The organism is Pelagibius litoralis, from assembly GCF_011683915.1.
In the GTDB taxonomy this organism is placed as follows: domain Bacteria; phylum Pseudomonadota; class Alphaproteobacteria; order Kiloniellales; family Kiloniellaceae; genus Pelagibius; species Pelagibius litoralis.
The window spans coordinates 26309-52603 of the sequence record NZ_JAAQPH010000019.1; the positions used below are offsets into that span (position 1 = coordinate 26309).

A 26295-nucleotide genomic window follows, 5' to 3' on the forward strand; every position below is an offset into this window, starting at 1 on the left:
TCCAGTCATGATCCCAAAGCCAATCCCCAAGCCAGCACGCCCAGAGGAAGTCCAGGGCCCGGTTCCCGATGAGCGCCTGCGCCCGGCGATGGAAGTCCTGGCGCGGCAAGACCCCGATATGGCAAAGGCCTACAAGCGTTGCGGTTTGCCGCCGGAGCGCAGCAGCGAGCCGGGCTTTGCCGGATTGATCCGCATGATCGCGGGCCAGCAGGTCTCCGTACAGTCGGCGCGCGCCATCGTCACGCGCCTGGAAGAACGGGCGATGCCGCTGACCGCCGAGCGGTTTTTGCTGTTGGGCGAGGACGACCTGAAGGCGGTTGGCTTCAGCCGGCCCAAGATGCGCTATGGCCGCATCCTGGCTGAGGAGATCGCCGGCGGCGGCCTCGATATCGACGGGCTTGCCGCTCTGGACGATGCGGCGGCCATCGCCGCGCTGACCCGGATCAAGGGCATCGGGCCCTGGACCGCGGAGATCTATCTGCTCTTCGCCCTCGGGCGACCTGACATCCTGCCGGTCGATGATCTCGCGCTCTGCGTTGCCGCCCAGCATCTGAAGGGTCTGGCGGAGCGGCCGGACCGCAAGGCGATGTTGACTTTGGGCGAACCCTGGCGTCCCTTCCGCAGCGCTGCGGCGCGCTTCCTCTGGCATCTTTACCGGCATCCGGGGGTGGCCTTGGGTCAGGGAGACGGCACCCTGGCCAGCCAGACCGCCCGCGCCCGGAAAGCCTCGACCAAGCGTCCCTAGAACAGGAGATCCCAGGCCTATGCAATCGCCAGACCCCACTCAAACACTCGACGGTCCGCGTCACGGCCCGGAAGCGGGCGGCAAGGTTTCGCGTCTGGTGGTGTTCCTGCATGGCCTGGGGGCTGACGGCAACGACCTGATTTCCCTGGCGCCGATCCTGGCGCCGCTGCTGCCGGAGACGGCTTTCGTCTCGCCCGACGCGCCGTTTCCCTGTGACATGGCACCGATGGGGCGGCAGTGGTTCAGTCTTCAGGGCTATGCGCCGGAGGCCATGCTGGCGGGGGTGCAGGCGGTTGCGCCTGCTCTGAACGACTTTCTCGATCAGGAGCTTGCCAGGCACGGCCTGGACGACGGGCAGCTGGCTTTGATCGGCTTTTCGCAGGGTACCATGACGGCGCTTCATGTGGCGCTGCGCCGCGCGAAGCCCTGCGCCCTGGTGATCGGATTCTCCGGCGCCCTGGTGAAGCCGGAGTTGCTGACCGGCGAACTGGTCAGCCGTCCGCCGGTCGTGCTGGTCCATGGCGAGGCCGATCCCGTGGTGCCCTTCGCCGCCCTGCCGGCGGCGGAGGCGGCGCTTGGCGCCTGCCAGGTGCCGGTGAAGAGCCTGGCCCGTCCGGGTCTCGGGCACGGGATCGATCAGGAAGGGTTGGAGTTCGCCGCCCTGGCGCTGCGGCAGCATCTCATCGCCGCCGGGGCTGAGTCCGCTTAGCGCGCCGATACTTCGGCATCCGGCATCTGCGGCCCCCTGGGCTTTACTGCGATTTCCGGCTCGTAGATTTCGTAGAGCTTCGAGGCTGGCTGGGAGACGGTTTCGCCGGCGCTGCCGGATTCGATCTTTGAGCAGAGCAGGCGGCCGGCGATGATCGCGTCTTCTTCGCTGTGCCAGACACTGAGCATCGCGTATTCGCCGTAGCGCGGGTCACAGAAGAAAGTGGCTTTGTGAAATCCGGCGAGTGACTGCACCTCTGTTGCAAGAGTTTCGGACAGTCGGGTCGCGGTGGCACTGTCGCCGGGCTTCACCGTCATCATGATCAAGCGTGCATACATTTGTATTACCCCTCAGATGCACTTCTCCTGTTGGCGTGGAAACCCTTGTGCGGGTCCACGTCGTCGGCTCCCACCGCAGGCGTGCTTCTGCCTTCTGTTGCGTTTTATTCAGGCCGGCTTGGCAGGGGCGGCCGTCTCCCCAATGTTTTCAAGATTGCGCGCTGTCAGGCGGTCTGCTGCGTCCTGTTCTCCAGTTCGCCTCTGGTGCCCCCGATAGTCGGGGAAGCGGGCTGCCAACAGCTGTTGATCTCTGCCTTGTCGCCGTTTTCTCTGTCCTGGGCGGCGTTCGCTTCCTCAAAGCTTCTGAGGCGGCGTGTCAGGTACGGGCTGGGCATGAGCTTTCTCCAATCGGGTGTTTTGCCTGCCTACACGCATAAGAAGGGTACTTTAGGGTCAACTTAAATGGTCTAAAGATGTATACTACCCATGCGAAAACGCATGATGATGTGATACTTTGCGGGGGCCTGAAGCCTGTGTCTTTGACTAATTGGGATGATTACCGCTATTTCCTGGCGGTCGCCGAAAGCGGCAGTCTCTCTGCGGCCGCACGCGTCCTGGGTGTGGCGCAACCGACCGTGGGGCGGCGCATTGCGCAGCTGGAAGAGCGTATTCAGGCGCGGCTCTTCGACCGCCTGAACCAGGGGTATCAGCTAACGGCGACGGGCCGGCGGGCGGTTGAAGCGGCGGAGCGCATGCAGAGCGATGCTTTCAACATCGAACGGCTGGTCGAAGGGGCGGATACGGCCCTGGCCGGCCGGGTCAGCATCGCGACCGCCGAAGGGCTTGGTACCTTTTGGCTGTCGCCGCTCATACCGGCCCTGCGGCGTGCCTATCCGGCCCTGGAGGTGGAGGTGCTTGTCGGTGTTTCCGCCCATGATCTGCTGCGGCGGGAGGCGGACATCGCTTTGCGCGTCGGCAATCCGCGATCCGATGCCCTGGTCGGTCGGCGGATCGGTCAGATCCATTGCGGCCTTTTTGCCTCTGTCGATTATCTCGCCGCCAGGGGCGAGCCGAAGACACCGGGCGACCTGGCGGGTCATGACATCATCGAATCGGTTCGCGAGATCGCGGAGCTGCGGCAGGCGCGGCGTCTGCGCTCCCTGTCGCGCGATACAGAGGTGGCATTCCGCTGCAATTCGATCCTCGTGCAGCTTGCCGCTGTGCGGGCAGGGGCCGGGATTTTGGCACTGCCGCTTTACATGGCGCGGGGCGATAGTGAACTTGTCCGCCTGCTGACTGACAGCTTCAACGTTTCGATCGATCTCTGGCTGCTGTCGCACCGTGACCTCAGGCGCACGGCAAGGGTGCGGGCGGTCCTCGATTTCATCATTGCCAGGGCCGGTGAGGACCCGGACATGAAAATGGGGCGCCGCTGAAGCGACGCCCCATCCTAAAGTAACCAGCCTGAGAGGACCGACTTCTAGGCGGCCCGCATGGAGGCAAGGATGCCTTCGATCGACTTGCGCAGGCTCTGTGCCTGGCTCGACAGCTCCTCCGTTGCGCTGGAGACCAGCCCCGCCGACTGACCCGTCTCCGCCGCGGTCTCTGTGACGCCAAGAATGTTGGCGGTTACACGCTGGGTGCCCTGGGAAGCCTGCTGCACATTGCGGGAAATCTCCAAGGTCGCCGAGTTCTGCTCCTCGACGGCCGAGGCGATGCCGGAACTGACTTCGTTGATCCGGTTGATGGACTGGCGCACCTCGTCGATCGCTTTCACGGTCTCGCCGGTGGCCGACTGCATGCCGCCGATCTGTGCCGATATCTCTTCGGTCGCCTTGGCGGTCTGGTTGGCCAGGGATTTGACTTCGTTGGCGACGACGGCAAAGCCCTTGCCCGCCTCGCCGGCCCGCGCCGCTTCGATGGTCGCGTTCAATGCCAGCAGATTGGTCTGCTCGGCAATGTCGTTGATCAGCGATATCACGTCACCGATCTTCTGGGCCCCGTCGGAGAGGCTCTGCACGGTCTTGGAGGTCTGGTCGGCCTGGGCGACGGCATCCTTGGAAATCTCCGTCGACTGGGAAACCTGTCGGCTGATTTCCTGGATCGAACTGGAAAGCTCTTCAGAGGCCGAGGCAACGGTCTGCACCCCTGCGGAGGCTTCATCGGAGGCGGCGGCCACTTCGCCGGCGCGCTGGTCGGTGTCCTGGGCGCTCTGGCTCATGGCACTTGCGGTGGCTTGCAACTGCTCGGCTGAGGCGGAGACGGCATCGACCACCGACTTGATGCTGGTTTCCAGGTCGTCGGCGACCTTCAGGGTGGCCTCGCGCTTTTCCTCGGTGGCGCGCTTGTCGCGCTCGGCTTGCTCTACGGCCAGCTTCTCGGCTTTGATCCCCTGGTCCTTGAAGATCTGCACCGCTGCCGCCATGTTGCCCAGCTCGTCGCCGCGGTCGGTCGCGGGGATCTCAACCTTTTTGTCACCGGCAGCCAGTTTGCGCATGGCTTCGGTCATGGCGCTGAGCGGCCGCACGATGGAGAGCGACACCAGGTAGCCGAGGGCGGAGATCAGCGCCAGCGTCACGGCGGTAATGATCAGGGCGGTGTTGCGCATTGATGCGATGGCGGCAAAGAGCTCGCTGGTCTCGGCTTCGGCGATCAGGGCCCAGCGGGTGCCCATGAAGTCGAAGGCTCCATAGGCGATCTCCGCTTCGTGGCCGCGGTAGTCTTCGACCGTGATGATTCCCGACTCGCCGCTCAGCGCCTTGGCCACGGCATCGTTTTCGATGCGCTGGACGAGGATCGTCGATTCTTCGCTGAAGCGCGAGTTGCTCCGCATCAGGGAATCATCGCCGACGATGTAGGATTGGCCGGTTTCGCCGAGACCCGCCGAATTCAGCATCACGTGGTTCAGGTTGTCGATCGGCATCTGGTAGACCAGCGCACCGGCGAACTGACCGCCCGGGCCCAGCAACGGCGTCGAGATGAAACTGGCCGGGGCGCCGTGGCTCGGCGCGTAAGGTTTGAAGTCGAAGAAGGTCTGGGCGCCGACGGTCGGATTGGCCGCGGCGGCGCGAAAGGCATTCCCGAGATCGGTGTCCTTCCACTCGCCGGTGTTGAGGTTGGTCGCGTAATCCAGTTCCTTGAATACCGAATAGATAAGGTTGCCCTGGGCATCGAAGAGGAAAACATCGTAGTAGCCGCGCTCCCGCAGGAAGCTGCGGAGCCAGGGATGATAACGGCCGTGGAGGTCGCTGTAGCGCGAGTTGTCGGTGGCGCGGTCCAGGTTGTCCTTCTCGCCCAGCGGGTGGGGATTGTCGGTGATGTAGAGGCGCTGCAGTTCGGCCCCGGCGTCCGGCCCCAGCTCCTGCCAGGCGGCGGTGAAGTCGTCCAGCGCCGCCAGCACCGTCTCGTTCCCGGCGAGGATTCTCAAATCCTGCTGAATGGATGCCAGATAGTCGCTCAGGGCATCGGTCCGGGCTTCGCGCAGGGCCGTCAGTTTCCGCTCGGCCTCTTCGCGCAGGTCGGCGGCGGCGATCAAATAGTTGCTGAAGCCAACCGCAACGGCGGAGACCAGGGCCGCGGCGACGATGACCAACGGCAGCTTGCGCGCAATGCTAAGGCCACCGGCCCCTCGGCGCCGGGAAACGGCTTTCTCGATGTTCGACATTCATCCCACCCAGATCTGGCGCCCTTTACACGCTATAGTGTGATGTGGGCGCATGGCTAACCTCTGCGGGGAGGTAGCATGGGACCTTTTAAGAATAAGTTAGTTATTTTGATTAGATTGTTCTTATGCAAACGTCTTTTGGGGTATGGCCCCCGAAACATCGATTTTGGGTATCGCGGTAACCTTCCAAGAGACGATGGTTTGGTGGGTATGGGAATTTGATCAGATATTCCTCGACCTTCGAGACGGTGGCAGAGGCAGAAGGTCCCCGGTTGATCTGCGGTGGGCGATGAAGCAACCGCTGATCATGAGATTTCAATGAAGCCTTTGCGGAAGCGACGCCCCATATCTTGTATGTCGCGACCACATTTAGTATCTATTGGTTGTCCAGTGGATTGGCGATTGAGCCATGGAACGAAGCTGAGGAAAGAAGGACCGGACGATGACCGGTGCTGCTCAAACCTACCCGGCGCTCGTCCTCAACGCAGACTTTCGTCCGTTGAGTTACTTCCCCCTGTCTCTCTGGTCCTGGCAAGATTCGATCAAGGCCGTCTTCCTGGAGCGGGTCAACATCGTCTCCGAATACGATACGGTCGTGCGCTCGCCGAGTTTCCAGATGAAGCTGCCCAGCGTCATCGCGCTGAAGCAATACGTCAGCCTTGACCGGCGGCCCGCCTTCACGCGGTTCAACGTGTTCCTGCGAGATCACTTTCAATGTCAGTACTGCACGGATTCGCTGCCGGCCGAGGATCTGACCTTCGATCACATCGTGCCGCGCTCGCGGGGTGGGCGAACCTCCTGGGAGAATGTCGTAACGGCCTGTCAGGACTGCAATCTGGTGAAGGCCAACAGGCTGCTGAAGGAGACGGGCATGGCCCTTATGAGACCGGTAAAGGAGCCTTCGACCTACCAGCTCCAAGAAAACGGCCGTTCCTTCCCGCCAAATTTCCTCCATGAGAGTTGGCGGGATTTTCTTTACTGGGACAGCGAACTGGAGACGTAATCTCTTTCCGGGTCTCTTTCCGGTTTGCGGCACCGGGCCGGTGCCGTTTCGACGTCAGTCGAAACGGCCAACAGTCGTTTCAGATCCGTTTCGACAGCCAGATGGCCAGGCGCGACCCGGTCTTCACCGCAGCACTCAGCACCTCGTAGCCGGTGGCTTCTTCGGCGCCGTGCTGAAGCCCGATGTCGCGATGCTCCAGCTCCTCGGCGCGGAAGGTCTCGATGGTGTCCTTCAGGGCGGTCTGGGTCTGGTCCAGCTGTTCGGCCTGATGGGCATAGTGTTCGTCGATCACTTCCTCCACCGCCACGGTGCAGGCCATGGCGGCCTTCTCGCCCATCAGGGCGGTGGCGGCGCCCAGGGCGAAGCCGGCGACGTGCCAGACCGGCTGCAGGACAGTCGGCCTGGTACGGTTCTCCACCAGCAGGCGCTCGAAGGTCTCCAGGTGTTTTGCTTCCTGTTCGTGCATGTGGCGGATCGTGGGTGCCACCGGGGAGCGGCCGAGCACGGCCAACTGGCCTTCATAGATGCGCCTTGCGCCGTACTCCCCGGCATGATCGACACGCAGCATGCGGGCAAGCTGTTCGTCGCGGTCCGGATCGCCCGGCAGATAGGTCCCGGGTGCCGGTCTTGCTTCAGACGGGGCTGCCTCATCCGGTATTGCTTCATCCGTGGCCGCTGCGGAAAGGCCGTCCCGGCGCCTGGCCTGCTTGGTCATGATAAGCTCCTTCCCATGGTGGGCCGGGTCTTGGCGAGGGCGGCCCGCAGGGCCAGCCCGGCCAGGACGATCGAGGCGATCAGATTGTAGCCGGCGATCGACAGGCCGAACAGCGACCAGGCAACGGCATCGCAGGGCGCGAAGGGCTGGTCCAGCAGCAGGCGGCGCAGTTCATCGACGCTGGCGTCGGCCGGCAGGCCCGGGGCACTGCAGCTCGCCAGGCCTTCCCACCATTTCTGCTCCACCCCGACATGAAAAGCCGCCAGGCCCGCCCCGGCGAGAAAGGCCAGGCCGGCGATCAAAAGCGCCAGGCGGCGCAGGTCCGCACGGTCGGCCAGGATCAATGCGGCCAGCGCCGCCGCCAAGGCCGCGCCATAGGCATAGCGCTGATAGATGCAAAGCACGCAGGGGTACAGGCCGCCCCAGTACTGGGACGCCAGGGCGGCGCCCAGGGCCCCCAGGCAGGCGGCAGCCAGCAGGGCCGGCCAGAGCCTTGGGGAGGGACGCCGCGGCATCGAAAGCGTTGTCACTTGGGCAGGGTCCTTCGTTTTCGTCGCGGCGATTTGTTGCGAAGGCGAAAGCTTACTTGCTCACAAAGCACAGGCCAAGGCAGGGCGGCGTTTTGTAGCGGCGCGCCGATCGCCGGGCCGCTCACCCGGGTCGCTCACTGGGTGATTTCATCGGTCCAGACCCGAAAGCCGACGAGTTCGTTGGCCCCGAAGGTGTGGGTCAGGGGGACATCCGACGCGTCGCGCCCCTGGGCGATGAGAACCCGGCCGATGCGCGGGGCATTGTTGCGAGGATCGAAGACCCACCACCGCCCGCCGAGATAGACCTCCATCCAGGCAGCGAAGTCCATGACGCCATATGGCTTTGGTGTGCCGATGTCGCTGATGTAACCCGTGCAGTAGCGGGCCGGGATGTTCATGCAGCGGCAAAAGGCAATCGCCAGGTGGGTGTAATCGCGGCACACCCCAAGGCCTTCGGCGTAGGCTTCCGCGGCGGTTCTGGTGGGGCGGGAATGTTCATAGCCGAAGGTGATGTGGCGATGGACGAAGTCGCAGATCGCCTGAACGCGGGGCCAGCCCAGGGGCGTGCCTTCGAACAGCCGCCAGGCCTCCTCGGAAAGGCGGTCGGTCTCGCAGTAGCGGCTTCCCAGAAGGAACAGCAAGGTGTCCGGCGGCAAAACCTCCACCGGGTGCTGTGCGGCATTCAGGTCTATCGGGTCGGCCTGTCCATCGTCACGGACGATGCCGTCGGTGCCCAGGGTGAAACGCCCGGTCGGGGCAACCAGGCGGTTGCACCAGTTGCCGAAACTGTCCCGATAGCTCTCAATCGGCACCGGGGGATCGCTGACGAGATGATCGGGACGTTCGAGATCCGCAAAGCGCGAATAATGTACGTTGAGAATGACGATCATCGGGGTCGGCTTCGGGATGTCGTAGTTCAGTTCGCAGCCCAACCGAATGCGCATGGTACTCCCTTCCCGCGATCCCGGTTCAACGCGCCTGGTCTTCGCGACACTGGTCACGACGCTGCCGCTTTCAATCCACGACCGTCGCATGGCGGTCCGGGAACGCGCAGCCCACGATGGCAGGTTTCGGCCGGAAAGGCGATGCGGGAAAAAAGACCCGGGCCGGGGGCTTGTGGCGATGCCGGGCAATCGCAAGGGGCCACCGCAAGCCGCACAAGGCGCCGACATCTGATTGCCAGGGAAGGCGCGGTCCCTTAGGGAATACCCTTAGAATGGAATCCCTGCTCGATCTGGTGCGCGAATACGGCCTCGCGGTCTATCTGATTCTTCTGGCCTATTGCGCCTTGAAGAGCGGCGCTCTGCCGCTCTTGGCCGGTTACGCCGCCTACACCGGCGCTCTCGATCCGGTGTTGGTGGCCGCCGTTACCTTTGCCGGCGGCTATCTTGGCGACGAGGCCCGTTTCGCCTTGGCGCGGCGTTATGGCGACGGATTGTTCGCGGGCCGCCCGCGTTTGCGCCGCGCCCTCGATACCGCAAGGGTGCTTTCCGACCACTACGGCACGGCCTATATGTTCGTGTACCGCTATCCCAAGGGAATGCGGACCATCGGCGCCCTGCCGGTCGGCCTGGGGACTTTGGCGTGGTCTCGCTTCACGATCCTGAACGCCGCTTCCGCCGCCTTGTGGACCGCGCTGCTGGTCGGCACCGGCTATGTTTTCGGTGCCAGCATCGCACAGGCTGTCGAGCAGGGCTGGGGGCTGGCAAGCGTTGTGCTGCTGGTGCTGTTCGTTCTTGCGGTGCTGATCGCCTGGCGCCAGCTGAAACGCCTGGCCGTTCTGCCGAACCGCTAGAGCAGACCCGGGCCGGGGCCGGCTCAGCCCGGCGGATCGCCGAGGGCGGCGGCCAGGCGGTCGCAGAAAGTCTTCACCACTTTCAAGCGGGCAAAGCGTTTGTCATTGCCCTCCACCAGGGTCCAGGGCGCCGCCGAAGTGCTGGTGTACTGTACCATATCGTTGACCGCCTGCTCGTAGTCGCCCCAGCGATCGCGGTTGCGCCAGTCTTCCTCGGTCAGCTTCCAGCGCTTGTAGGGCGTCTTGTCGCGTAGCTTGAAGCGCGCCAGCTGTTCTTCCTTGGTGATGTGAACCCAGTATTTCACCAGCACGGTGCCGTGGTCGATGAGCTGTTCTTCGAAGTCGTTGATCTCCCCATAGGAGCGGCGCCATTCGTCTTCGCTGGCAAAGCCTTCGATCCGCTCGACCAGCGCCCGGCCGTACCAGGAGCGGTCGAAGATGGTGATATGGCCATCACGCGAGAGGCGCCGCCAGAAGCGCCAGAGATAGTGCTGGGCCAACTCCTCGTCGGTCGGCGCGGCGATGCCGTAGACCTGGTAGTTGCGGGCATCCAGGGCTTCGTTCACCCGGCGGATGGCGCCGCCCTTGCCGGCGGCGTCGGGGCCTTCGAAGACAAGGATGCTCGACATCTTCCGGGTCTTGGCCCGAAGGTGCAGGGCATGCAGCCTGGCCTGCAGCTCGGCGAGCGTCTTTTTGTAGGTGGCCTTGGTGACCCGCTTGGACATGTCGAGCTGGCTGAGCACGGTGACCGCGTTGGCGGCGTCGAAGCCTTTGCTGTTTGATCGCCTGCCTGCAGCGGGTGTTTTGGTATCCGCGGCGCCCGCCGCCGCGTTCCCGGATTTCTTCGATGCCTTGCCGGGTTTTGCCTTGCTGGAGTCCTCGACCCTGACCTCCCGGAGCCGTCGCTCCAGGGCGTCGCGCAACAGGCTGGGCACGGTGATGGAGCGGTAGTTCGGATCCGCCCCCTCGACCACCGTCCAGGGCGCAACCCCGCGGTTGGTGCGCGAGATAACGAGCTCGGCGGTATCGATGAAGCGGTCGTAGATGCCCAGGTGTTGCCAGTCGCGCTCGGTGACCCGGGCCTTGGTCAGGGGATCGTTTTCGAGACTGGTCAAGCGCTTTTCCTGGGCATCGCGGCTCAAATGCATCCAGAACTTCAGGATCAGCGCGCCGTCGCGGGCTAGGCCGTGCTCGAAGCGGTTGATCCGGTCGAGCTGTTTCAGGAAGGTGGCCTCGTCGGTTTGTTCGTAGACCCGTTCGAGAACCGGCCGATGATACCAGGCGCTCAAAAACATACCGATCTGGCCGCGCGGCGGCAGGTCGCGCCAATAGCACCAGAATTCCGGACGGTCACGCTCGTCGGCGGCCGCCTCGTCGTAGGCGCGGGTGATCAGCCAGCGCGGATCCATCCAGGCATTCAGCAGGCTGACGGTCTCGCCTTTACCGGCGCCGTCCACCCCGGCAAAAACCATCAGCACCTGGAACGGCCCACCCCGGTGCAGTTCGTACTGCAGTTCAAGCAGTTCTTCGCGCAGGACCGGCGCGGTCTTCTTGAATTCGGCCTTGGAAATCGTCCGGCCAAGTTCCGCAGTCTCAAACATGCGCCCTCCCTAATCCCACCGGCCAGGCTCTGTTTTTCGCTTCTCGCGGTCCTTTGACCACGACGAAGGCAGCCTGGGCCGGGGCGGCTGGCTGATCCTTGGCCTGGCTCAATACCTGACCCGCGACCTCGGACAAAAAAGGAACGTCAATTATAGCACCAAAGAGCGCCCGCCGGTTGCTGGGCTTTCGGGCGCCTATACCAGGTAGCGGATGGCGACGAAGCCGGCGAAGAGCAGCACGAAGAACAGGGTGGCGAGCCAGGGCAGGTAGCGCTCGATGAAGCTGCGGATCGGCGGCCCGAACTTCCACAGCAGGGCGGCCAGGATAAAAAAACGCGCGCCGCGCGACAGCACCGAGGCGATGACGAACACCAGCAGATCAAGGTTCATCACGCCGGAGGTGATGGTGATCACTTTGTAGGGGAAGGGTGTGACGCCGGCCCCGGCGACGATCCAGGCGCCCCATTCCTCATAGCGCTGTTGAAATTCGGCGAAGCGGTCCAGGTAGCCGTAGAAGGCGACGATCGGCTGGCCGACGGTATCGAACAGCAGGGCGCCGATGGCGTAGCCGGCCAGGCCCCCGGCGACAGAGGCCAGGGTGCAGACGGTCGCGATCAGCCAGGCGCGGTGCGGGGCCGCCAGGATCATCGGGATCATCAGGATATCCGGCGGAATGGGAAAGACGGAGGATTCGGCGAAAGAGATAACCGCCAGCGCCAGCAGCGCATGGCGGTGCCCGGCCAGGTCCATGGTCCAGTCGTAGAGTCGCCGCAGCACCGTTACCCCGCCCCCGTCTGTTGGTCGTCCGTTGACCGTTGTCCGCTATCCGTTCCGCGCTGCCTGCCTGAAGCCCGCGTTTCGGTGCGGCCCCCGACGCCGGGAACCGCTGCTATAGGATCGCCCGTGTAGCAGGGTCACTTGCCACGGGCAACCGGCTCGCGAAAGTGCTAGCCTGTTTCGGGACGCCCCCTATGACGCGCTGCGGGAATCTATGCAGGAACATGCCGACGTTCTTTTCGCCAACGACACCTTCTACTTCGCGTTTCAGGTGAGGGATCTCGATGCCATGGACCGGCTTTGGGCCGAGCAGGCGCCGGTCGCCTGCATTCACCCCGGCTGGCCGGCCATCAGTGGGCGCGAGGAGGTGATGCAGAGCTGGGCGGCCATTCTCTCCAACGCGTCGGCGCCGGCCATCACCTGCCGCGGGGCCAAGGCCTATCGCTACGGCGAGAACGCCTTTGTGACCTGTTATGAATTGATCGGCACCAATCTGCTGGTGGCGACGAACGTTTTCCTGCGCGAGGCCGAGACCTGGAAGATGATCCATCACCACGCCGGTCCCTGCAACGCGCCGCCGGGCGAGCTGCCGGAAGAGGAAGAAAGCAGCCTGCAATAGGCCCGGCTTAAAACAAGCCGTCCAGGTTGGCCCGGGCCGGCTGTCCGCCGCTTACAGCAGCTCGACGTGCTCGGCCATCGGCCCTTTTTGGCCCATACGGGTCTGCAGGCGGACCCGCTGATTGGGCTCCAGCACGTTCAGGCCGTAGCGTTCCAGGGTCCGTCCGGAAACGAAGACATCCTTGCTGCCATTGTCCGGGATCACAAAACCGAAGCCTTTTTCGGTGTTGAAGAACTTCACTGTGCCTTCAACCACCTCGGTTGCGTCCCCGCCGGCATGGTGGTCGCCGTCCTGATGCCCACCGCCCTGATATCCGCCGCTCTGGTAGCCGCCCGGCGGTGCTGCCGGGGCGGATTCCACGCGATGGATTTCAGCAACCTGCAGGCCTTTGCGGCCCTGCATCAAGTCGCAGATGATGGTGGTGCCTTCCAGGAAATCCCGGTTGCCGGAACGCTCCACGACCGAGACGTGAAGAAAAGCGTCCGGCGCCCCGTCATCCAACTGAACAAATCCAAAGCCCTTGGTCACATTGAACCACTTGACCACCGCGGTTACCTCGCGGTGAGTGATCTCCTGTGAGTCGAAATCACGATCATTCATCACAACGCCAACTCCAAAACTGTGCGGGCGTATTCCGGTCGCAGCCCCGTCCTTACAGTCGGGACAGTCGGGCGTTTCGGCGGGCGCCGCCGCGGCGCGTGCCTTGCCGTTCCTTCAGACAATCGTTTCAGTGGAAAGCAAGCGTTCCGCCGGAACGCAAGATGGCCGCCTTGGCCGCTCATCCCCTCAGCCACGATTGCCCGTGGTTGCGATGCCGGGTTTCTTCCCGTTACGACGCCGAGATCAGCCGGAAAGCGGCTTGTCCCGATGTCCATCCCTCATCGAACTTCCCCACTCGTAACTCCCGCCCGGCAGCCCCTAGACTGTGGCGCCGGACGCCTCCGTACACCCGCTACCTCGGGCGTCACAGCGTCATGCAGACTGTCCGTTTCGGCGGCGGACTTGCGCTCTGCAACCGGCTGTTGCCTAGTTACTTGCCGCATGACCCGTTCATTTAAGCCTGACTCCAGAACCAGTTCCATAGAAAAGCGTGTGCGGTGCCGGGCCCTGCAACCCAGCGATTTGTACGACCCACAAGATGTTGGGGGTGTCCTGTCGCCGAGACCAAGGCGGCCGCTTTTCGGGCGCAGAGATCGGTTGCCAAGGCGGCGCCCCCGGCTATGATGCGCCGCGCCGGATTATGGGGTTTTCGGATTCTTCCGCAGTCCCGGGACCCGGCCTCTCAGCGGCACCGCTGGGCCCCTGTGGCGGAATTGGTAGACGCGACAGACTCAAAATCTGTTTCTCGCAAGGGAGTGCCTGTTCGAGTCAGGCCAGGGGCACCAATGGATCGGCGGATAAATCCTCTTTATTGCAAGACCTGACCCCGGAAACCTAGTTCGGGAGACTGCGGCTGCTGCGGCTGACCGGTGTCTTTTCGTGCGCCGGGGTTCGTCGGATTGACTCTTCGCAACGGTCGTCGACGATCGGCCCTTGCGCTTTCGGCGCTGGCTTGCTTGGAATCACGGCCCGGCGGCCTAATTGATGGCAAGCTGGTTTGAAAGCAGGCTGGCGATGGCTCGGAGGATGCAATGAACAGCAAGGTGCAGGATGTGCGCAACAGCCTGGCCCAGGAGCGCGAGGCGGCGGCAGCGCGCCGGCCGGACAGGGTCGAGGCCGAGGAGGCCGTGCGTACCCTGCTGCGCTGGGCCGGCGACGATCCCGCCCGCGAAGGCCTGCTCGGCACGCCGGAACGGGTGGTGCGCGCCTATGAGGAGTTTTTCGGCGGCTATCTGGTCGATCCGGTCGACATGCTGCAGCGGACCTTCGAGGAGACCGACGGCTACGACGAAATGGTGCTGCTGCGCGACATTCGTTTCGAGAGCCACTGCGAGCACCACATGGCACCGATCATCGGCGTTGCCCATGTCGCCTATTTCCCGCGCAGCCGTGTCGTCGGCATCTCCAAGCTGGCGCGGGTGGTGCAGGTCTACGCCAAGCGCCTGCAGATCCAGGAGAAGATGACCGCGCAGATCGCCAACACCATCGAGGCGGTGCTGCAGCCCCACGGCGTGGCCGTGGTGATCGAGGCGACGCACCAGTGCATGACCACCCGCGGCGTTCACAAGCCCGGCACCTCCATGGTGACCAGCCGGATGCTCGGCGCCTTTCGCAACGATCCCAAGACGCGCCAGGAGTTCCTCGGCATGATCGGGAAATGAGCCTGCGGGGCGCGCCGGCATCGCTCTTCCCAATCCCCTGTGACCCAATCTTCTGTGACCCAACCTTCTGCGAAGTGAATTCCCTCAAAACATGACCGATGAAGCGGACAACCTGCCCGACCCGCTGCTGCCGTCCGCTGCGCTGATCACCGGCGGTGCCCGGCGTATCGGTGCGGCCCTGGTGCGCGATCTGGCACAGCGCGGCTGGGCGGTTGCCGTGCACTGCCACACCTCCGCCGAGGCCGCGGAGGCGCTCTGTCGGGAGATTACGCAGGGCGGCGGTTCCGCCACCCCGCTGCAGGCCGATCTGGGCGACGAGGCGGCGGTTGCCGGGCTCATTGAACGGGCGCAACAGGCGCTGGGACCTCTCGGCCTGCTGGTCAACAATGCCTCGATCTTCGATTACGACGATGCCGCGACGGCCAGCCGCGAGACCTGGCAGGCCCACCTCGACATCAATCTGCGCGCGCCCTTCGTGCTGACCCAGGGCTTTGCCGCCGCCTTGCCCGCCGAGGCCCGGGGCCTTGTCGTGAACATGCTGGACGTGCGCGTCTGGAACCTCTCGCCGCGCTACCTCAGTTACACGCTCTCCAAGTCCGGTCTCTGGACACTGACCCAGACCCTTGCCCAGGCGCTGGCGCCGCGCATTCGCGTAAACGGCATCGGTCTTGGGCCGACGCTGCCGTCGAAAGGCCAGACGGCGGAAGAGTTCGATCTGCGCTGCAGCCGTCTGCCGCTGCAGAACACCCCCGGACTGGATGAGGTGTGCGCGGCGCTGCAGTTCCTGCTGTCGGCCCGTTCGATGACCGGTCAGATGGTCGGCCTGGACGGCGGCGATCACCTCACGCGGGTCGACGTCCCGCCGGGCGACGGCGTTTAGCGCGCCGTCGAGGCTCCCGCCGCCTTTGTCTTTCCAGCGCCTTTGCCGTGCCCCCATCACCGTCTTGTGAAGCGAGTTTCGTCGTCGGTCCGGGGATGGCGCGCCAAGTCATAGCGTAGATCCTGGAAAGGCAGGTTTTCGGCCGTTGCGTCCGAAAGCCGGTGACGAGGCCGCATCGCCCAGCCTCGCGGCCGAGAACACGCCTGCCACAGTGCCCCGGACGCATCGGTGTCCAGGGCTCGACAGTACAAAGGAGGCAGTCATGATTACGACCAAGCGCCAAACCATCTCCTTCCCGCTTCTCGCCAGCGGTCTCGCGGTTGGCATTCTGATCGCCGGTTTCGGGTTTTCCGCAGCGGCATCCTCGGCGCCCCTGCATCTCAACGCCCAGGCCCTCACAGTGGGGCAGGCGGCGGTTTCGGCGGGCAGCAGCCTTCACAGGGCCCATCACAAGGTCTGGCGCGGCAAGGGGTATCACAGGCATCGGCCCCATCATCAGTCGCGCCGCGGACATCACTCAAAGAAGCGTTTCCACAAGCCGCGCCGCGCGCATCGGCACTTCGGTCACAAGCATCACGGCAAGCGCCATGCCTATGCGGTAAGGCGTGCCTGTCACGACGTTACCAAGGTCGGCTACCGCCACGGCGAGAAGGCCTTGATCGGCGGCGTTATGTGCTACGACGGTCATGGCCGCGGCTATATCGTCAAGGGCAGCCGCTATGTGATCCGCTATCTCTACTACTAGATAGTTCCCTATCGATAGGTAGTCGGCAGTCTTCGCCCCGCTGTCGCCCGAAGCGGCCTACAGGGCCCAGGTTTTGGGCCGGGTCCGGCCCCGGGGCGGCGTTCAACCGGGGCCAAGAGGCGTTGTCGACACAAGGAATGGCAATCACAAAGTCTTGAAGGATTCAAACCGCGCGGGTTTCAGCTTATCATGGCGATTCGCGATGAAGGAGTGCGCGTCTTGGATCAGGCGAAGACAAAGCGGCCTCGAAGTTTACTGCTGGGTGCGGAGCATCAGCTGCGGCAGCCGCTGAACGCGGTCAGCCTGCTGATTGGCGAGCTCAGTCACGGGCTGTCCGGGCGAGACCGCGACGCGGTGATCGACGACCTGCGCTATGCGCTGATGCTGAGCAACCACTGGCTCGACTCTTTGGTCGAGTTGGAGAAGGTCGACCAGGGCCTTGTCGTGCCGCTGGTCGAAGATCTGCATCTGGACGAGGTCTTCGCACGCCTGCGCGAAGATTTTGCAGAAAACTTTCGCGGCCAGGGCCTTGATTTCCGGGTGGTGTCCAGCAAACAGATAGTGCGCGCGGATCCCGGGTTTCTACGCCGAATTCTAACGGTTCTGCTGGACAACGCGGCGAAATTCACGCGCGAAGGCAAGGTCTTGCTGGGCTGCAGGCGGATGGGCGGCATGGTCAGGATCGAGGTCTGGGATTCGGGTCTCGGCGTGGCCGCCGACGAATGGATGAAGGTCTTCGATCCCTATTTCCGTCTGGAGAACGAGGTGCGGCCGCGCGAGCGCGGTTTGGGGCTTGGGCTGACCCTGGCGGGCAAGCTTGCCGCCTTGTCCGGAGATCAGCTTGAGGTGACTTCCAGGCTTGGGCATGGCTCGTGCTTTTCACTGACCCTGCGGGCGGTGGACCCCCGGCAGCCACGCAGTTCTCCGGCACAGGAACACTCGGGCATGCCGCCCAATCCTCTCGATGGCGCCAGGATCCTGTTGCTGGAGCAAGACGAGGCCGAAGTGCTTTCCAATCATTTTGCCCTGTGGGGTGCCCAGGTGCAGCAAGGGGCCGCGACGGCGGCCGCCTTGACGCAGGAACTCGATGCCCGGCCGGCCCTGCTGGTCGCCGATCATCTGACTTTTGAGGCCTGCGGCGGTTGGGATCTGCTCTCCGCCGTCAGGCGCGCCAATGGGGAAGTGCCGGCGGTGATCCTGTTGGGAGAGCAGGGGGGCAAGCCGTCGAAGGATATGGGGGTGCCGGTGCACTTCATGGCGCGCCCGGTGAAGCCTGCACGCCTGCGCGCCCTCTGCCTCTTTGCCTTGGCGCCGCCCTGACCCTCGAGCGCCGGGGCGCCCAAGCGGCGCCCGAACGGACATCAGCCCCGGGCGGGTAGGCGGATTCCCTGTGATTCAGCTTCCGGACTTCGACAGCGACAATGTGCCGTCGACCGGCGCCATTCCGTCAGTAGCTGGCCATCTCCGCTTCTTCGTCGATGGTCTGGGCCTGCGCCGCGGCGCTGATCGCCGCCTGGGTACGGCTGTCCAGGTTCAGGCGCTTGACGATCGCCGAGACGTGGACCCGCACCGTGTGCTCGGAGAGGCCGAGCGCTTCTGCGACCTGGGCATTGGACATGCCCTGGCCGAGCAGCTTGTAGACCTGCAGCTGGCGCTTGGTGAGCGCGCTGGACACATCCTCAAGCGACTTGTCCTTGCCGAACGCGTGGACCGTCTGCTTCTTGGCCGGGCTGCGTTGTTCCAGCAGGCGCCGCGGGAAGGCCACCCCGCCGGCCAGGACGGTCTGCAGCGCCGATTCGACTTCCTCGCTCTGCGAGGACTTGGGAATATAACCCATGGCTCCGGCTTCGATGCAGCGCAGGATCTCGTCTCTATCCTCGATTGCAGACATCACCACAACGGGCACCTGGGGCAGGCACTCTCGAATCGCCCGCAAGCCTTCGAAACGCTTCATGCCCGGCATCAAAAGATCCAGCAGAATCAAGTCCAGGTCCGGGTTGGCCGACGCCATGTCCAGGGCCTGGCGAAAGTCCGCTGCCTCTAAGAGCTCACTGCCGCTTTCCAGTCGATCAATCAAATGCCGGGCTGCGCTGCGTGTGATCCAGTGGTCGTCGGCGTAAAGGACTTTCATGATTTAGCGAATCCTAATTCTAATTGCTTCCGGACAAAACGGAGCCGTTCGCCCCTTTGTCGCTTCCATGTCACCGGATTACGCGGCAAACGCGACGTGGCGCTTCGATCTGAAGTCCTTTTCAGACTGGCTTCGCCATCGCGCACTTGCCGCTCGCCAATCCTGCGAGCAAGCTATTTTCCGAATTTTTGCAAAGTTATCAATCACAAATCGCAAGTTGTCTTTGGTTATCTTACACAACACCAAAGTTGAAATCGGTTCCAAGGTGCTACCGAGTCGCGTTCTGGGGTGTGCTCGATTTCCATTGTTGCGCAGCCAAGGGTTGATATTTGCTTAGCTTCCGGGAGAGCTGCGCAAGCTAATATCGATGATTTGATTAATTGCCATCAGCAAGCACCGCGATAAAGCGGTCAATGTTGATGGGCTTTCTGAGCAGATGGAAACCGGCCTCCTCAACAGCACGTGCGATCTCCGCGGAGTCATCTCCGGTCACCACCAGGCCCTTCACTGTCGGACCCAGGGTATCGCGGACAATCTTAGCGGCGGTAAGGCCGTCTTCCTGTCTGGTGAACCAGTAGTCGGCAATCACCCAGGACGGGGTGGCCCCGGCTGTCTGCAGGCTTTCCAGGGCCTCGCCGCTGCTTTCGGCCACCACGACCCGGGCGCCAAGGCGCTTCAGCAGGCGCTCGGTGGCCCGCCGTACGAGCTCGTCGTCTTCGAACAACAGGATCGTCTTCCCATCGAGCGATTTTTTGCCGGTATTCTTGGCAGGATTGGGGGGAGCGTTCATGGCTCTAGACGAGCGGCCCGGTTGTAATCTGTCAACAGTCAGGGTCGAAAAATCGTGCCGCCGCTGGTCCGATTCGCTCAATTACCTACAACAGGATGCACGCGCCGGCTTTGCACCTTGTCCTCAAGCGGCCGCTTGGCCTATGAGGAAGTCGGCGCCGGCGCGCGCCAAGGCTTCTTTTCCCAGCCCGGCATTGTCGGGACGGGCAGTATCGGGAACACCGCGATGATCACCCTTTTTGGCCTGAAAAACTGCGACAGTTGCCGCAAGGCAGCCGCCTACGTGAAGGCGCATGACTGGCCGCACCGTTTCCATGACCTGCGTGACGACGGGCTTTCGGCCGCTGTGCTGGACAGATGGATTCGCAGTCTTGGTTGGGAGCTGCTGGTGAATCGGCGCAGCACCACGTGGCGCAACCTGCCGGATGCGGCGAAGGACGGTCTGGATTCGGTCAGCGCCAAACAGTTGCTGCTGGATCACCCGACCCTCGTGAAACGGCCGGTGATCACGTTGGGCGATCTGGTTGTCGTCGGCTTTGCGGAACCTCAGCAGGCGGCTCTGGCCGACGCCATGGCAAGCAACGGCCAGCGCTGATCCGGGTTGCAGGGAATAGCTTGAAGCGAGTCCGGGTCGCCAATCGCCCGTTCGCGCCGGTCATCTGGCGCAATTCCGCAAGCAGGCCCCCCAGGCTGCATGCATAAGCGGGAGGACTCAGGGTCATGGCAGGATCGCCGATGTTTGCTGCAGTTCGTTCCGCTTGGGCGCTTTTCGTCGGTCTCGGCATGATTATGCTGGGGAACGGGCTTCAGGGCTCGCTTCTTGGAATCCGCGCCGCTGCCGAAGCCTTCCCGACCGAGACCACCGGCCTGATCATGTCCGGCTACTACCTGGGCTTTCTGGCCGGCGCTGTGGTGACCCCCAGGATCGTCGGCCAGGTCGGTCATGTCCGGGTTTTTGCGGCGCTGGCCTCCACCGCCTCGACGGTCGCCCTGCTGCATGCGGTTTTCGTCGATCCGCTGATGTGGGGCGCCATGCGTTTCCTGACCGGGTTCTGCTATGCCGGCCTCTATATCGTGGCCGAATCCTGGCTGAACGACCGCTCCACCAACGAAACCCGCGGCTCGATGCTCTCCGTCTACATGCTGGTGGTGCTGGGGGGCATTGCCGGCGGACAGTTCCTGCTCAATCTCTCCGATCCGAACAGTTTCGTGCTCTTCGTGCTTGCCTCGGTGCTGGTGTCGCTGGCCCTGGTCCCGATCTCGATCACCGCAGGTTCGCCGCCGGATTTCTCGGCCCCCAGCCCGGTGGGTATCCTTGCGCTCTACCGTGCATCGCCGCTTGGGGTGATCGGGTCGCTGGGCACCGGAATGGCCAACGGCGCGATCTTTGCCATGGGCGCCGTCTATGCCGGGCTTGCCGGGCTCGAAGTGTCCGAGATCGCGATTTTCATGAGCATGCTGGTGTTCGGCGGTATGGCCTTTCAATGGCCGATCGGGCGGCTTTCGGACAAGCTCGACCGGCGACGGGTCCTGGCGGGCGTCACCTTTTCCGCGGCCCTGGTCAGCTTTGCCGCGCCGTTTTTTTCCGGCGGCCATGTTGTCGGGCTCTATGCCATCGCCTTCCTGCTGGGCGGGATGAGCTTTCCCATGTATTCGCTCTGCCTTGCCCACACCAACGACTATCTGACGCCCAAGCAGATGGTCGCGGCAAGCGGCAGCCTGATGCTGGTCAACGGCACCGGGGCCATCTTCGGGCCGCTTGTCGTCTCTCTGTTGATGGGCAGAACCGGCGCTGACGGGTTTTTCACGCTCGTTGGGGTGGTTCATGCCGCCATCGGCGTCTTTGCGATCTACCGGATGCTGCGCCGTGCTTCGATACCGATTGAAGACCAGGGGCCGAACGTTCCGGTCGCCACCTCGATGAATGCCGCCACGGCGACCCTCTCGCTTGACGCCTTTCGCGACCACCGGGACCGCGACCTTGCGGCCATGTCGGTCGGCAAGAGGCGGCGGCGTTAGATCGGATCATGTTTTGACGGAACCACTTTGTGGTTGCGTCAAAACATGTGAATCCGATCGACATTAATCAGTTAGAGCAGATTCACCCCGTCGATGGATCGCCTCTGGCGATTCCATCCGACCGGGATCTGCTCCAGGCCAAACCTAGCCTTTGCCGGATTGTTAGGTCCGGATTGTTAGGCAGTGCAGAAATTCATCTCCTTATAAGGCAATATTCATCAAACTAGGGCATGCTTTAGTCCTCTTCGCATCCGCGAATTCGCACTTGCGAAGTAACAGGTCATGGATTAGAGTGACTGGAATAAAGTTGCCAAGGTTGGTAATTTTGAGAAATATAGTTTCATTGATTGAGGGCTGGATCTGATGCGCGAAAAGCACGGCTACTTCATCGAAGACCTGTCTGTGGGTATGACGGCGGTTTTCGCGAAGACGGTCAGCGAGGCGGACATCACGATGTTCGCCGGAATCTCCGGTGACACCAATCCGGTGCATCTGGATGAAAGTTTCGCCGAGCAGACCATTTTTTCCGGGCGAATCGCTCACGGCATGCTGTCCGCCAGCTTCATCTCCACGGTTTTCGGCACCCGTCTGCCGGGGCCGGGCTGCATCTACATGCGCCAGGATCTGCGCTTCAAGGCGCCGGTCAAGGTGGGCGATACGGTTCAGGCGCGGGTGACGGTGAAGGAAATCCAGGCCGAAAAGAAGCGGGTCGTCTTCGATACCGTTTGTTCGGTCGGCGACAAGGTGGTGCTGGAAGGCGAAGCGACCCTGATGGTCGCCAGCCACGCGGATGTGCCGGAATTGGAGCCGCAAGCCGCCGAATAAGCCGGTTTGTCCGCTTCGAAGGGGGCTCGGCTTTCGCGCCGGGCGCCCGGCTGAATGGCCACCCGGTCAACAGCGCTATCCAGATTCCCTTGGGCGCGCTATCTTCACGCCGCAATCGCGAAACTGCTGGACTGGTTCGGTCGAAAGACCTCTGCTCGGCGTGGTTTCGTCCCAGTCAGGTTTAGTTCAAGTCAGTTTCATCTAAGGCGCCAGCCCAGCCCAGCGAATGGCAATTTTCCGACACAGCGGTGAGATTCCCGACGAGGCGAAAGGCTGCCTTGTGGTTATCGGCAATTTCGATGGTGTCCACAAAGGGCATCAAGCCCTTCTGGCTGACGCCCGCGAAGTCGCCGGGCAGCTCGGCGTGCCCCTGGCGGTGCTGACCTTTGAGCCTCATCCGCGCTCGGTCTTTCAACCGGATCAGCCGCCCTTTCGCCTGACCTCGCTGCGGGCCAAGGCCCATGCCCTGCAGGAATTGGGCGTCGATCATCTTTTCGTCCTGCATTTCGACCGTGCCTTCTCGCTGAAGCCCGCAGAGGCCTTCGTCCAGGACATCCTGGTGGGCGATCTTGCGGCGCGCCATGTCGTGGTCGGCTGGGACTTCTGCTTCGGCCACAAACGCCAGGGCAACGTCGCCTTGCTGAAATCCATGGGCGCCAAGCTGGGCTTCGGCCTGACGGCGGTGGATCCGGTAATGACCGGCACCGGGGCGGTCTATTCCTCCTCGATCATCCGCCAGCAATTGCGCGAGGGTCAGCCGCAACAGGCGGCGCGCCTGCTCGGCCGCCCCTGGGAGATCGAAGGGCGGGTGGAGAAGGGCGACCAGCGCGGCCGTACCATCGGTTTTCCCACCGCAAACCTGTCGCTCGGCGACTATCTCTGCCCGGCGCCTGGCGTTTACGCCGTCTATGCCGGGCGCGATCCGGGTGTGGAACACGGTGAGGAGACCGCCTGGACCGCCGCTGTCGCGAACCTGGGGCGGCGGCCGACCGTCGCCGGCGAGGATCTGCGCCTGGAGGTTCACCTCTTCGATTTTGCCGGGGATCTCTATGGCGAAACCCTGCGGGTTCGCCTGATCGAGTTCCTGCGGCCGGAAAAGAAGTTTGACGGACTTGACGCTTTACAGGCACAAATCGCCCTCGATTGCGGCCAGGCCCGCGAAATTCTGGCCGGGATCGGCCCGAATTGAGAGATTGGCCGTTGAGAGGTCGAAGGGGGCCGTGCCGATCCTGACCCGGCGGCGCCCGAAGTAACGAAAGCCCGAACCAAGAAGAACCACGCGATGAGCGTCGACTACAAAGCCACCGTCTTCCTGCCGAAGACCGAATTTCCGATGCGCGCCGGCCTTGCCAAGCGAGAGCCGGAGACGCTTGCCCGCTGGGCTGAAATGGACCTCTTCGCGCGCCAGCGTGAGGCCTCCCAGGGGCGCGAGAAGTTCATCCTGCACGACGGGCCGCCTTATGCGAACGGCCATCTTCATATCGGCCATGCCCTCAACAAGATCCTGAAGGACGTCATCAACCGCGCCCATCAGATGCTCGGCAAGAATGCGCACTATGTGCCGGGCTGGGACTGTCACGGCCTGCCCATCGAGTGGAAGATCGAAGAACAGTACCGCGCCGCCGGTAAGGATAAGGACGCGGTTCCGGTCCTTGAGTTCCGCCGCGAATGCCGCGACTTCGCCGCCGGCTGGGTGAAGGTCCAGACCGAGGAGTTCAAGCGCCTGGGTGTGCTTGGCGACTGGGAGCGGCCCTACACCACCATGTCCTTCGATGCCGAAGCGCAGATCGTGCGCGAGATCGGCAAGTTCCTCGACAACGGCGGGATCTACAAAGGCTCCCGCCCGGTGCTTTGGTCGGTGGTCGAGCGCACGGCGCTGGCCGATGCCGAGGTCGAGTATCACGACCATGTCTCGCAGACCATCTGGGTGCGCTTCCCGGTCGTCAAGGCGACCAATGCCCTGCTGGAAGACGCTTCGGTCCTGATCTGGACCACCACCCCCTGGACCATCCCCGGTAACCGCGCCATCGGTTTCGGCGAAGAGATCGCTTACGGCGTCTGGCAGGTTGAGACGCTCGGCGAGGACAGCCATGCCCGGGTCGGTGAAAAGCTGGTCCTGGCCAAGGATCTGGCCGAGACGGTGAAGGCCGACGCGAAAATCGAATCCTGGACGCATCTTGGCGATCTGCCCTCCGGCGAAGGCAGCGGCCTGGCCGGGACGCTCTGCGCGCATCCCTGGCGCGACTTTGCGCCGGCGGAGGGCGGCTATGGCTTCAACGTGCCGCTGCTGCCCGGCGACTTCGTCACCACCGAACAGGGTACCGGCTTCGTCCATATCGCCCCGGGCCACGGCGCCGACGACTGGGCGCTGGGCTTGCAGCACGGCATCGAAATTCCCCAGACCGTCGACGGCACCGGCGCTTTCTACGAGCATGTGCCCTTGCTGGCGGGCGCCCTGGTCTATGACGCCGACGGCAAGCCGGGCGACGCCAACGGCCGGGTCATCAAGGCCTTGGCCGAGTCCGAGCGGCTGCTGCACAAAAGCCGGCTGAAGCACAGCTATCCGCATTCCTGGCGTTCCAAGGCGCCGCTGATCTTTCGCAATACGCCGCAGTGGTTCATCTCCATGGAGACCAACGACCTGCGGAAGAAAGCGTTGAAAGCGATCGACGAGACCCGCTTCGTGCCGGGCACGGGCCGCAACCGCCTGCGTTCCATGATCGAACAGCGCCCGGACTGGTGCATCTCGCGCCAGCGCCTCTGGGGCGTGCCCCTGCCGATCTTCGTGGAGAAGAAAAGCGGCGAGCCGCTGCGCGATCCCGCGGTGGTCGAGCGGGTGGCCACGGCCTTTGAGGAAGAGGGCGGCGATGCCTGGTTCTCCAGCGATCCGCAGCGCTTCCTCGGCAACGAATACAAGGCCGAAGACTACGAGCAGATCACAGACGTGGTGGAGGTCTGGTTCGATTCGGGCTCGACCCACAGCTTCGTGCTGGAGGCGCGGCCGGAGCTGAAATGGCCCGCCGACCTCTATCTCGAAGGCTCGGACCAGCATCGCGGCTGGTTCCATACCTCCCTGCTGGAATCCGCCGGCACCCGCGGGCGCGCACCCTATGACGCCGTGCTGACCCACGGCTTCATCCTGGAGGAGCAGGGCAAGGAGAAGATGTCGAAGTCGCGCGGCAACGCGCTCTCGCCGCAGGATGTCGTCGACAATCAGGGGGCCGATATCCTGCGCCTCTGGGTGGTCGCCTCGAATTACGAGGAGGATCTGCGTTTCGGCCCGGACATCCTGAAGTACCAGGGCGATGCCTACCGGCGCCTGCGTAATACGCTGCGCTACCTGCTCGGCAATCTCGACGGCTTCCATGAGAGCGAGCGCCTTGCCGCCGCGGACATGCCGGAGCTTGAGCGCTGGGTGCTGCATCGCCTGGCCGAAATCGACGCCCAGGTGCGAAAGAACGTCGAAGACTTCGATTTCCATGCGCTCTACCAGGCGGTCTATACCTTCTGTGCGGTGGACCTTTCTGCCTTCTACTTCGATGTGCGCAAGGACGTGCTCTATTGCGACCGGCCTGATTCCCTGCGCCGGCGGGCCTGCCGGACGGTCCTCGATGAAGTGTTCTCCTGCCTTACCGCCTGGCTGGCGCCGATCCTCTGCTTCACGGCGGAGGAGGCCTGGTGGACCCGTGGGGCGGGGCCGGAAGAGAGCGTCCACCTGCGTACTTTCCCGGAGGTGCCGGCCGGCTGGCGCGACGATGTCCTGGCCGACAAGTGGTCGAAAGTGCGCGATGTGCGCCGGGTCGTCACAGGGGCGCTGGAGTTGGAGCGCGCCGACAAGCGCCTGGGCTCCAGCCTGCAGGGGCACCCGGAAGTCTTCATCGGCCGCCCGGAGCTTTTGGACGCGGTGCGCGATGTCGCCCTGGATGATATCGCCATCACCTCGGCAATAACCCTGACCGAGGGCGACGGCCCGGCGGAGGCCTTCCGCCTGGAGGACGTGTCGGGCGTGGCGGTTTCGGTAAGCCTGGCCGAGGGCGACAAGTGCCAGCGCTGCTGGAAAGTCCTGCCGGAGGTAGGGCGGGCGGCTGATGCGCCGGAAACCTGCGCGCGTTGTGCCGATGCATTGCAGCATCTGGGTGCGGCGGCGCAATAGCCCTGAAACGCAGTAATTCTGAAGCCATGAGCCCAGAACGGGCAAACCGAAAAGGG

The 26295-nt window shown here is 63.5% G+C and carries 25 protein-coding genes and 1 tRNA gene; 16 read left to right on the forward strand and 10 right to left on the reverse strand.

Going from position 1 to position 26295, the window contains the following annotated elements:
• Positions 1-7 precede the first annotated feature (7 nt).
• Together HBA54_RS21315 and HBA54_RS21320 are read left to right on the forward strand one after the other, a co-directional pair.
• On the forward strand, positions 8-745 hold the full coding sequence (locus HBA54_RS21315) for a DNA-3-methyladenine glycosylase family protein (RefSeq protein ID WP_167228462.1): 738 nt from the start codon (positions 8-10) through the stop codon (positions 743-745).
• Between the two features lie 19 nt (positions 746-764).
• Positions 765-1454: an alpha/beta hydrolase gene (locus HBA54_RS21320; RefSeq protein WP_167228464.1), complete on the forward strand. Its 690-nt coding sequence runs from the start codon at positions 765-767 to the stop codon at positions 1452-1454.
• Here HBA54_RS21320 and HBA54_RS21325 read toward each other — a convergent pair.
• Positions 1451-1792: an antibiotic biosynthesis monooxygenase gene (locus HBA54_RS21325; protein WP_167228466.1), complete on the reverse strand. Its 342-nt coding sequence runs from the start codon at positions 1790-1792 to the stop codon at positions 1451-1453. The genes HBA54_RS21320 and HBA54_RS21325 overlap by 4 nt on opposite strands.
• A 473-nt stretch (positions 1793-2265) precedes the next feature.
• Here HBA54_RS21325 and HBA54_RS21330 point away from each other — a divergent pair, with 473 nt between their 5' ends.
• Positions 2266-3168 (forward strand): LysR family transcriptional regulator, encoded by a 903-nt coding sequence (locus HBA54_RS21330; RefSeq protein ID WP_167228468.1) that lies wholly within the window; start codon positions 2266-2268, stop codon positions 3166-3168.
• A gap of 44 nt (positions 3169-3212) precedes the next feature.
• Here HBA54_RS21330 and HBA54_RS21335 read toward each other — a convergent pair whose 3' ends face one another.
• On the reverse strand, positions 3213-5396 hold the full coding sequence (locus HBA54_RS21335; RefSeq protein WP_167228470.1) for a methyl-accepting chemotaxis protein: 2184 nt from the start codon (positions 5394-5396) through the stop codon (positions 3213-3215).
• 442 nt (positions 5397-5838) lie between these two features.
• Between HBA54_RS21335 and HBA54_RS21340 the strand changes: the two genes are divergently transcribed.
• Positions 5839-6399, forward strand: coding sequence for an HNH endonuclease (locus HBA54_RS21340; RefSeq protein ID WP_167228472.1), 561 nt, complete (start codon positions 5839-5841; stop codon positions 6397-6399).
• Between the two features lie 79 nt (positions 6400-6478).
• Here HBA54_RS21340 and HBA54_RS21345 read toward each other — a convergent pair whose 3' ends face one another.
• The 3 genes from HBA54_RS21345 to HBA54_RS21355 form a co-directional block, all read right to left on the reverse strand.
• Entirely contained in the window at positions 6479-7114 is a 636-nt protein-coding gene (locus HBA54_RS21345; RefSeq protein ID WP_167228474.1) for a demethoxyubiquinone hydroxylase family protein, read from the reverse strand.
• Positions 7111-7644, reverse strand: coding sequence for a disulfide bond formation protein B (locus HBA54_RS21350; protein ID WP_322096083.1), 534 nt, complete (start codon positions 7642-7644; stop codon positions 7111-7113). Before HBA54_RS21350 ends, HBA54_RS21345 begins: the two co-directional genes overlap by 4 nt.
• A 134-nt stretch (positions 7645-7778) precedes the next feature.
• Positions 7779-8588 (reverse strand): transglutaminase-like domain-containing protein, encoded by an 810-nt coding sequence (locus HBA54_RS21355; protein WP_167228476.1) that lies wholly within the window; start codon positions 8586-8588, stop codon positions 7779-7781.
• 272 nt (positions 8589-8860) lie between these two features.
• On the opposite strand from HBA54_RS21355, the gene HBA54_RS21360 reads away from it, so the two are divergent.
• Positions 8861-9439 (forward strand): DedA family protein, encoded by a 579-nt coding sequence (locus tag HBA54_RS21360; protein WP_167228478.1) that lies wholly within the window; start codon positions 8861-8863, stop codon positions 9437-9439.
• 23 nt (positions 9440-9462) lie between these two features.
• On the opposite strand, the gene pap is transcribed toward HBA54_RS21360, so the two are convergent.
• Entirely contained in the window at positions 9463-11040 is a 1578-nt protein-coding gene (pap, locus tag HBA54_RS21365; protein WP_167228480.1) for a polyphosphate:AMP phosphotransferase, read from the reverse strand.
• Positions 11041-11235: 195 nt separating this feature from the next.
• Positions 11236-11817 (reverse strand): YqaA family protein, encoded by a 582-nt coding sequence (locus HBA54_RS21370; protein ID WP_167228483.1) that lies wholly within the window; start codon positions 11815-11817, stop codon positions 11236-11238.
• 214 nt (positions 11818-12031) lie between these two features.
• Here HBA54_RS21370 and HBA54_RS21375 point away from each other — a divergent pair, with 214 nt between their 5' ends.
• Positions 12032-12436 (forward strand): nuclear transport factor 2 family protein, encoded by a 405-nt coding sequence (locus HBA54_RS21375; protein WP_167228485.1) that lies wholly within the window; start codon positions 12032-12034, stop codon positions 12434-12436.
• A gap of 51 nt (positions 12437-12487) precedes the next feature.
• On the opposite strand, the gene HBA54_RS21380 is transcribed toward HBA54_RS21375, so the two are convergent.
• Positions 12488-13036 (reverse strand): cold-shock protein, encoded by a 549-nt coding sequence (locus HBA54_RS21380; RefSeq protein ID WP_167228487.1) that lies wholly within the window; start codon positions 13034-13036, stop codon positions 12488-12490.
• Between the two features lie 698 nt (positions 13037-13734).
• On the opposite strand from HBA54_RS21380, the gene HBA54_RS21385 reads away from it, so the two are divergent.
• The 5 genes from HBA54_RS21385 (at position 13735) to HBA54_RS21405 (ending at position 17642) form a co-directional block, all read left to right on the forward strand.
• Positions 13735-13821 (forward strand) — tRNA-Leu (locus HBA54_RS21385).
• A 246-nt stretch (positions 13822-14067) separates the two neighbouring features.
• On the forward strand, positions 14068-14697 hold the full coding sequence (gene folE, locus HBA54_RS21390; protein WP_167228489.1) for a GTP cyclohydrolase I FolE: 630 nt from the start codon (positions 14068-14070) through the stop codon (positions 14695-14697).
• 91 nt (positions 14698-14788) lie between these two features.
• Positions 14789-15577, forward strand: coding sequence for an SDR family oxidoreductase (locus tag HBA54_RS21395; protein WP_167228491.1), 789 nt, complete (start codon positions 14789-14791; stop codon positions 15575-15577).
• A 262-nt stretch (positions 15578-15839) separates the two neighbouring features.
• Positions 15840-16322, forward strand: a complete 483-nt coding sequence (locus tag HBA54_RS21400; protein WP_167228493.1) for a hypothetical protein — start codon at positions 15840-15842, stop codon at positions 16320-16322.
• A 219-nt stretch (positions 16323-16541) separates the two neighbouring features.
• Positions 16542-17642 (forward strand): hybrid sensor histidine kinase/response regulator, encoded by a 1101-nt coding sequence (locus HBA54_RS21405; protein ID WP_167228495.1) that lies wholly within the window; start codon positions 16542-16544, stop codon positions 17640-17642.
• Between the two features lie 127 nt (positions 17643-17769).
• On the opposite strand, the gene HBA54_RS21410 is transcribed toward HBA54_RS21405, so the two are convergent.
• Together HBA54_RS21410 and HBA54_RS21415 are read right to left on the reverse strand one after the other, a co-directional pair.
• The gene (locus HBA54_RS21410) at positions 17770-18453 is read right to left on the reverse strand and encodes a response regulator (protein WP_167228497.1); all 684 of its coding nucleotides are present in this window, start codon (positions 18451-18453) and stop codon (positions 17770-17772) included.
• 376 nt (positions 18454-18829) lie between these two features.
• A complete protein-coding gene (locus HBA54_RS21415) occupies positions 18830-19243 on the reverse strand; it encodes a response regulator (RefSeq protein WP_167228499.1) in 414 nt (137 codons plus the stop codon).
• Between the two features lie 135 nt (positions 19244-19378).
• On the opposite strand from HBA54_RS21415, the gene HBA54_RS21420 reads away from it, so the two are divergent.
• The 5 genes from HBA54_RS21420 to ileS all read left to right on the forward strand — a co-directional run bounded on the left by HBA54_RS21420 (position 19379) and on the right by ileS (position 26239).
• On the forward strand, positions 19379-19837 hold the full coding sequence (locus tag HBA54_RS21420) for a Spx/MgsR family RNA polymerase-binding regulatory protein (protein ID WP_240932810.1): 459 nt from the start codon (positions 19379-19381) through the stop codon (positions 19835-19837).
• A 140-nt stretch (positions 19838-19977) separates the two neighbouring features.
• Positions 19978-21261 (forward strand): MFS transporter, encoded by a 1284-nt coding sequence (locus HBA54_RS21425; protein WP_167228501.1) that lies wholly within the window; start codon positions 19978-19980, stop codon positions 21259-21261.
• 363 nt (positions 21262-21624) lie between these two features.
• Positions 21625-22086 carry a MaoC family dehydratase gene (locus HBA54_RS21430; protein ID WP_167228503.1) on the forward strand — a complete coding sequence of 154 codons (462 nt, stop codon included), beginning with the start codon at positions 21625-21627 and terminating at the stop codon, positions 22084-22086.
• 226 nt (positions 22087-22312) lie between these two features.
• Positions 22313-23275, forward strand: a complete 963-nt coding sequence (locus HBA54_RS21435; RefSeq protein ID WP_167228505.1) for a bifunctional riboflavin kinase/FAD synthetase — start codon at positions 22313-22315, stop codon at positions 23273-23275.
• A gap of 93 nt (positions 23276-23368) precedes the next feature.
• Positions 23369-26239, forward strand: coding sequence for an isoleucine--tRNA ligase (gene ileS, locus HBA54_RS21440; RefSeq protein ID WP_167228507.1), 2871 nt, complete (start codon positions 23369-23371; stop codon positions 26237-26239).
• The last annotated feature ends 56 nt before the right edge of the window (positions 26240-26295 follow it).

Bases quoted from the DNA above. Each gene is read 5' to 3' on its own strand.
- HBA54_RS21360 (WP_167228478.1), top strand. From the start codon at position 8,861: ATGGAATCCCTGCTCGATCTGGTGCGCGAATACGGCCTCGCGGTCTAT.
- HBA54_RS21315 (WP_167228462.1), top strand. From the start codon at position 8: ATGATCCCAAAGCCAATCCCCAAGCCAGCACGCCCAGAGGAAGTCCAG.
- HBA54_RS21375 (WP_167228485.1), top strand. From the start codon at position 12,032: ATGCAGGAACATGCCGACGTTCTTTTCGCCAACGACACCTTCTACTTC.
- HBA54_RS21435 (WP_167228505.1), top strand. From the start codon at position 22,313: ATGGCAATTTTCCGACACAGCGGTGAGATTCCCGACGAGGCGAAAGGC.
- HBA54_RS21345 (WP_167228474.1), bottom strand. From the start codon at position 7,114: ATGACCAAGCAGGCCAGGCGCCGGGACGGCCTTTCCGCAGCGGCCACG.
- pap (WP_167228480.1), bottom strand. From the start codon at position 11,040: ATGTTTGAGACTGCGGAACTTGGCCGGACGATTTCCAAGGCCGAATTC.
- HBA54_RS21325 (WP_167228466.1), bottom strand. From the start codon at position 1,792: ATGTATGCACGCTTGATCATGATGACGGTGAAGCCCGGCGACAGTGCC.
- HBA54_RS21430 (WP_167228503.1), top strand. From the start codon at position 21,625: ATGCGCGAAAAGCACGGCTACTTCATCGAAGACCTGTCTGTGGGTATG.
- HBA54_RS21415 (WP_167228499.1), bottom strand. From the start codon at position 19,243: ATGAACGCTCCCCCCAATCCTGCCAAGAATACCGGCAAAAAATCGCTC.
- HBA54_RS21380 (WP_167228487.1), bottom strand. From the start codon at position 13,036: ATGAATGATCGTGATTTCGACTCACAGGAGATCACTCACCGCGAGGTA.
- HBA54_RS21410 (WP_167228497.1), bottom strand. From the start codon at position 18,453: ATGAAAGTCCTTTACGCCGACGACCACTGGATCACACGCAGCGCAGCC.
- HBA54_RS21340 (WP_167228472.1), top strand. From the start codon at position 5,839: ATGACCGGTGCTGCTCAAACCTACCCGGCGCTCGTCCTCAACGCAGAC.
- HBA54_RS21400 (WP_167228493.1), top strand. From the start codon at position 15,840: ATGATTACGACCAAGCGCCAAACCATCTCCTTCCCGCTTCTCGCCAGC.
- HBA54_RS21335 (WP_167228470.1), bottom strand. From the start codon at position 5,396: ATGTCGAACATCGAGAAAGCCGTTTCCCGGCGCCGAGGGGCCGGTGGC.
- HBA54_RS21395 (WP_167228491.1), top strand. From the start codon at position 14,789: ATGACCGATGAAGCGGACAACCTGCCCGACCCGCTGCTGCCGTCCGCT.
- folE (WP_167228489.1), top strand. From the start codon at position 14,068: ATGAACAGCAAGGTGCAGGATGTGCGCAACAGCCTGGCCCAGGAGCGC.
- HBA54_RS21355 (WP_167228476.1), bottom strand. From the start codon at position 8,588: ATGCGCATTCGGTTGGGCTGCGAACTGAACTACGACATCCCGAAGCCG.
- ileS (WP_167228507.1), top strand. From the start codon at position 23,369: ATGAGCGTCGACTACAAAGCCACCGTCTTCCTGCCGAAGACCGAATTT.
- HBA54_RS21425 (WP_167228501.1), top strand. From the start codon at position 19,978: ATGTTTGCTGCAGTTCGTTCCGCTTGGGCGCTTTTCGTCGGTCTCGGC.
- HBA54_RS21320 (WP_167228464.1), top strand. From the start codon at position 765: ATGCAATCGCCAGACCCCACTCAAACACTCGACGGTCCGCGTCACGGC.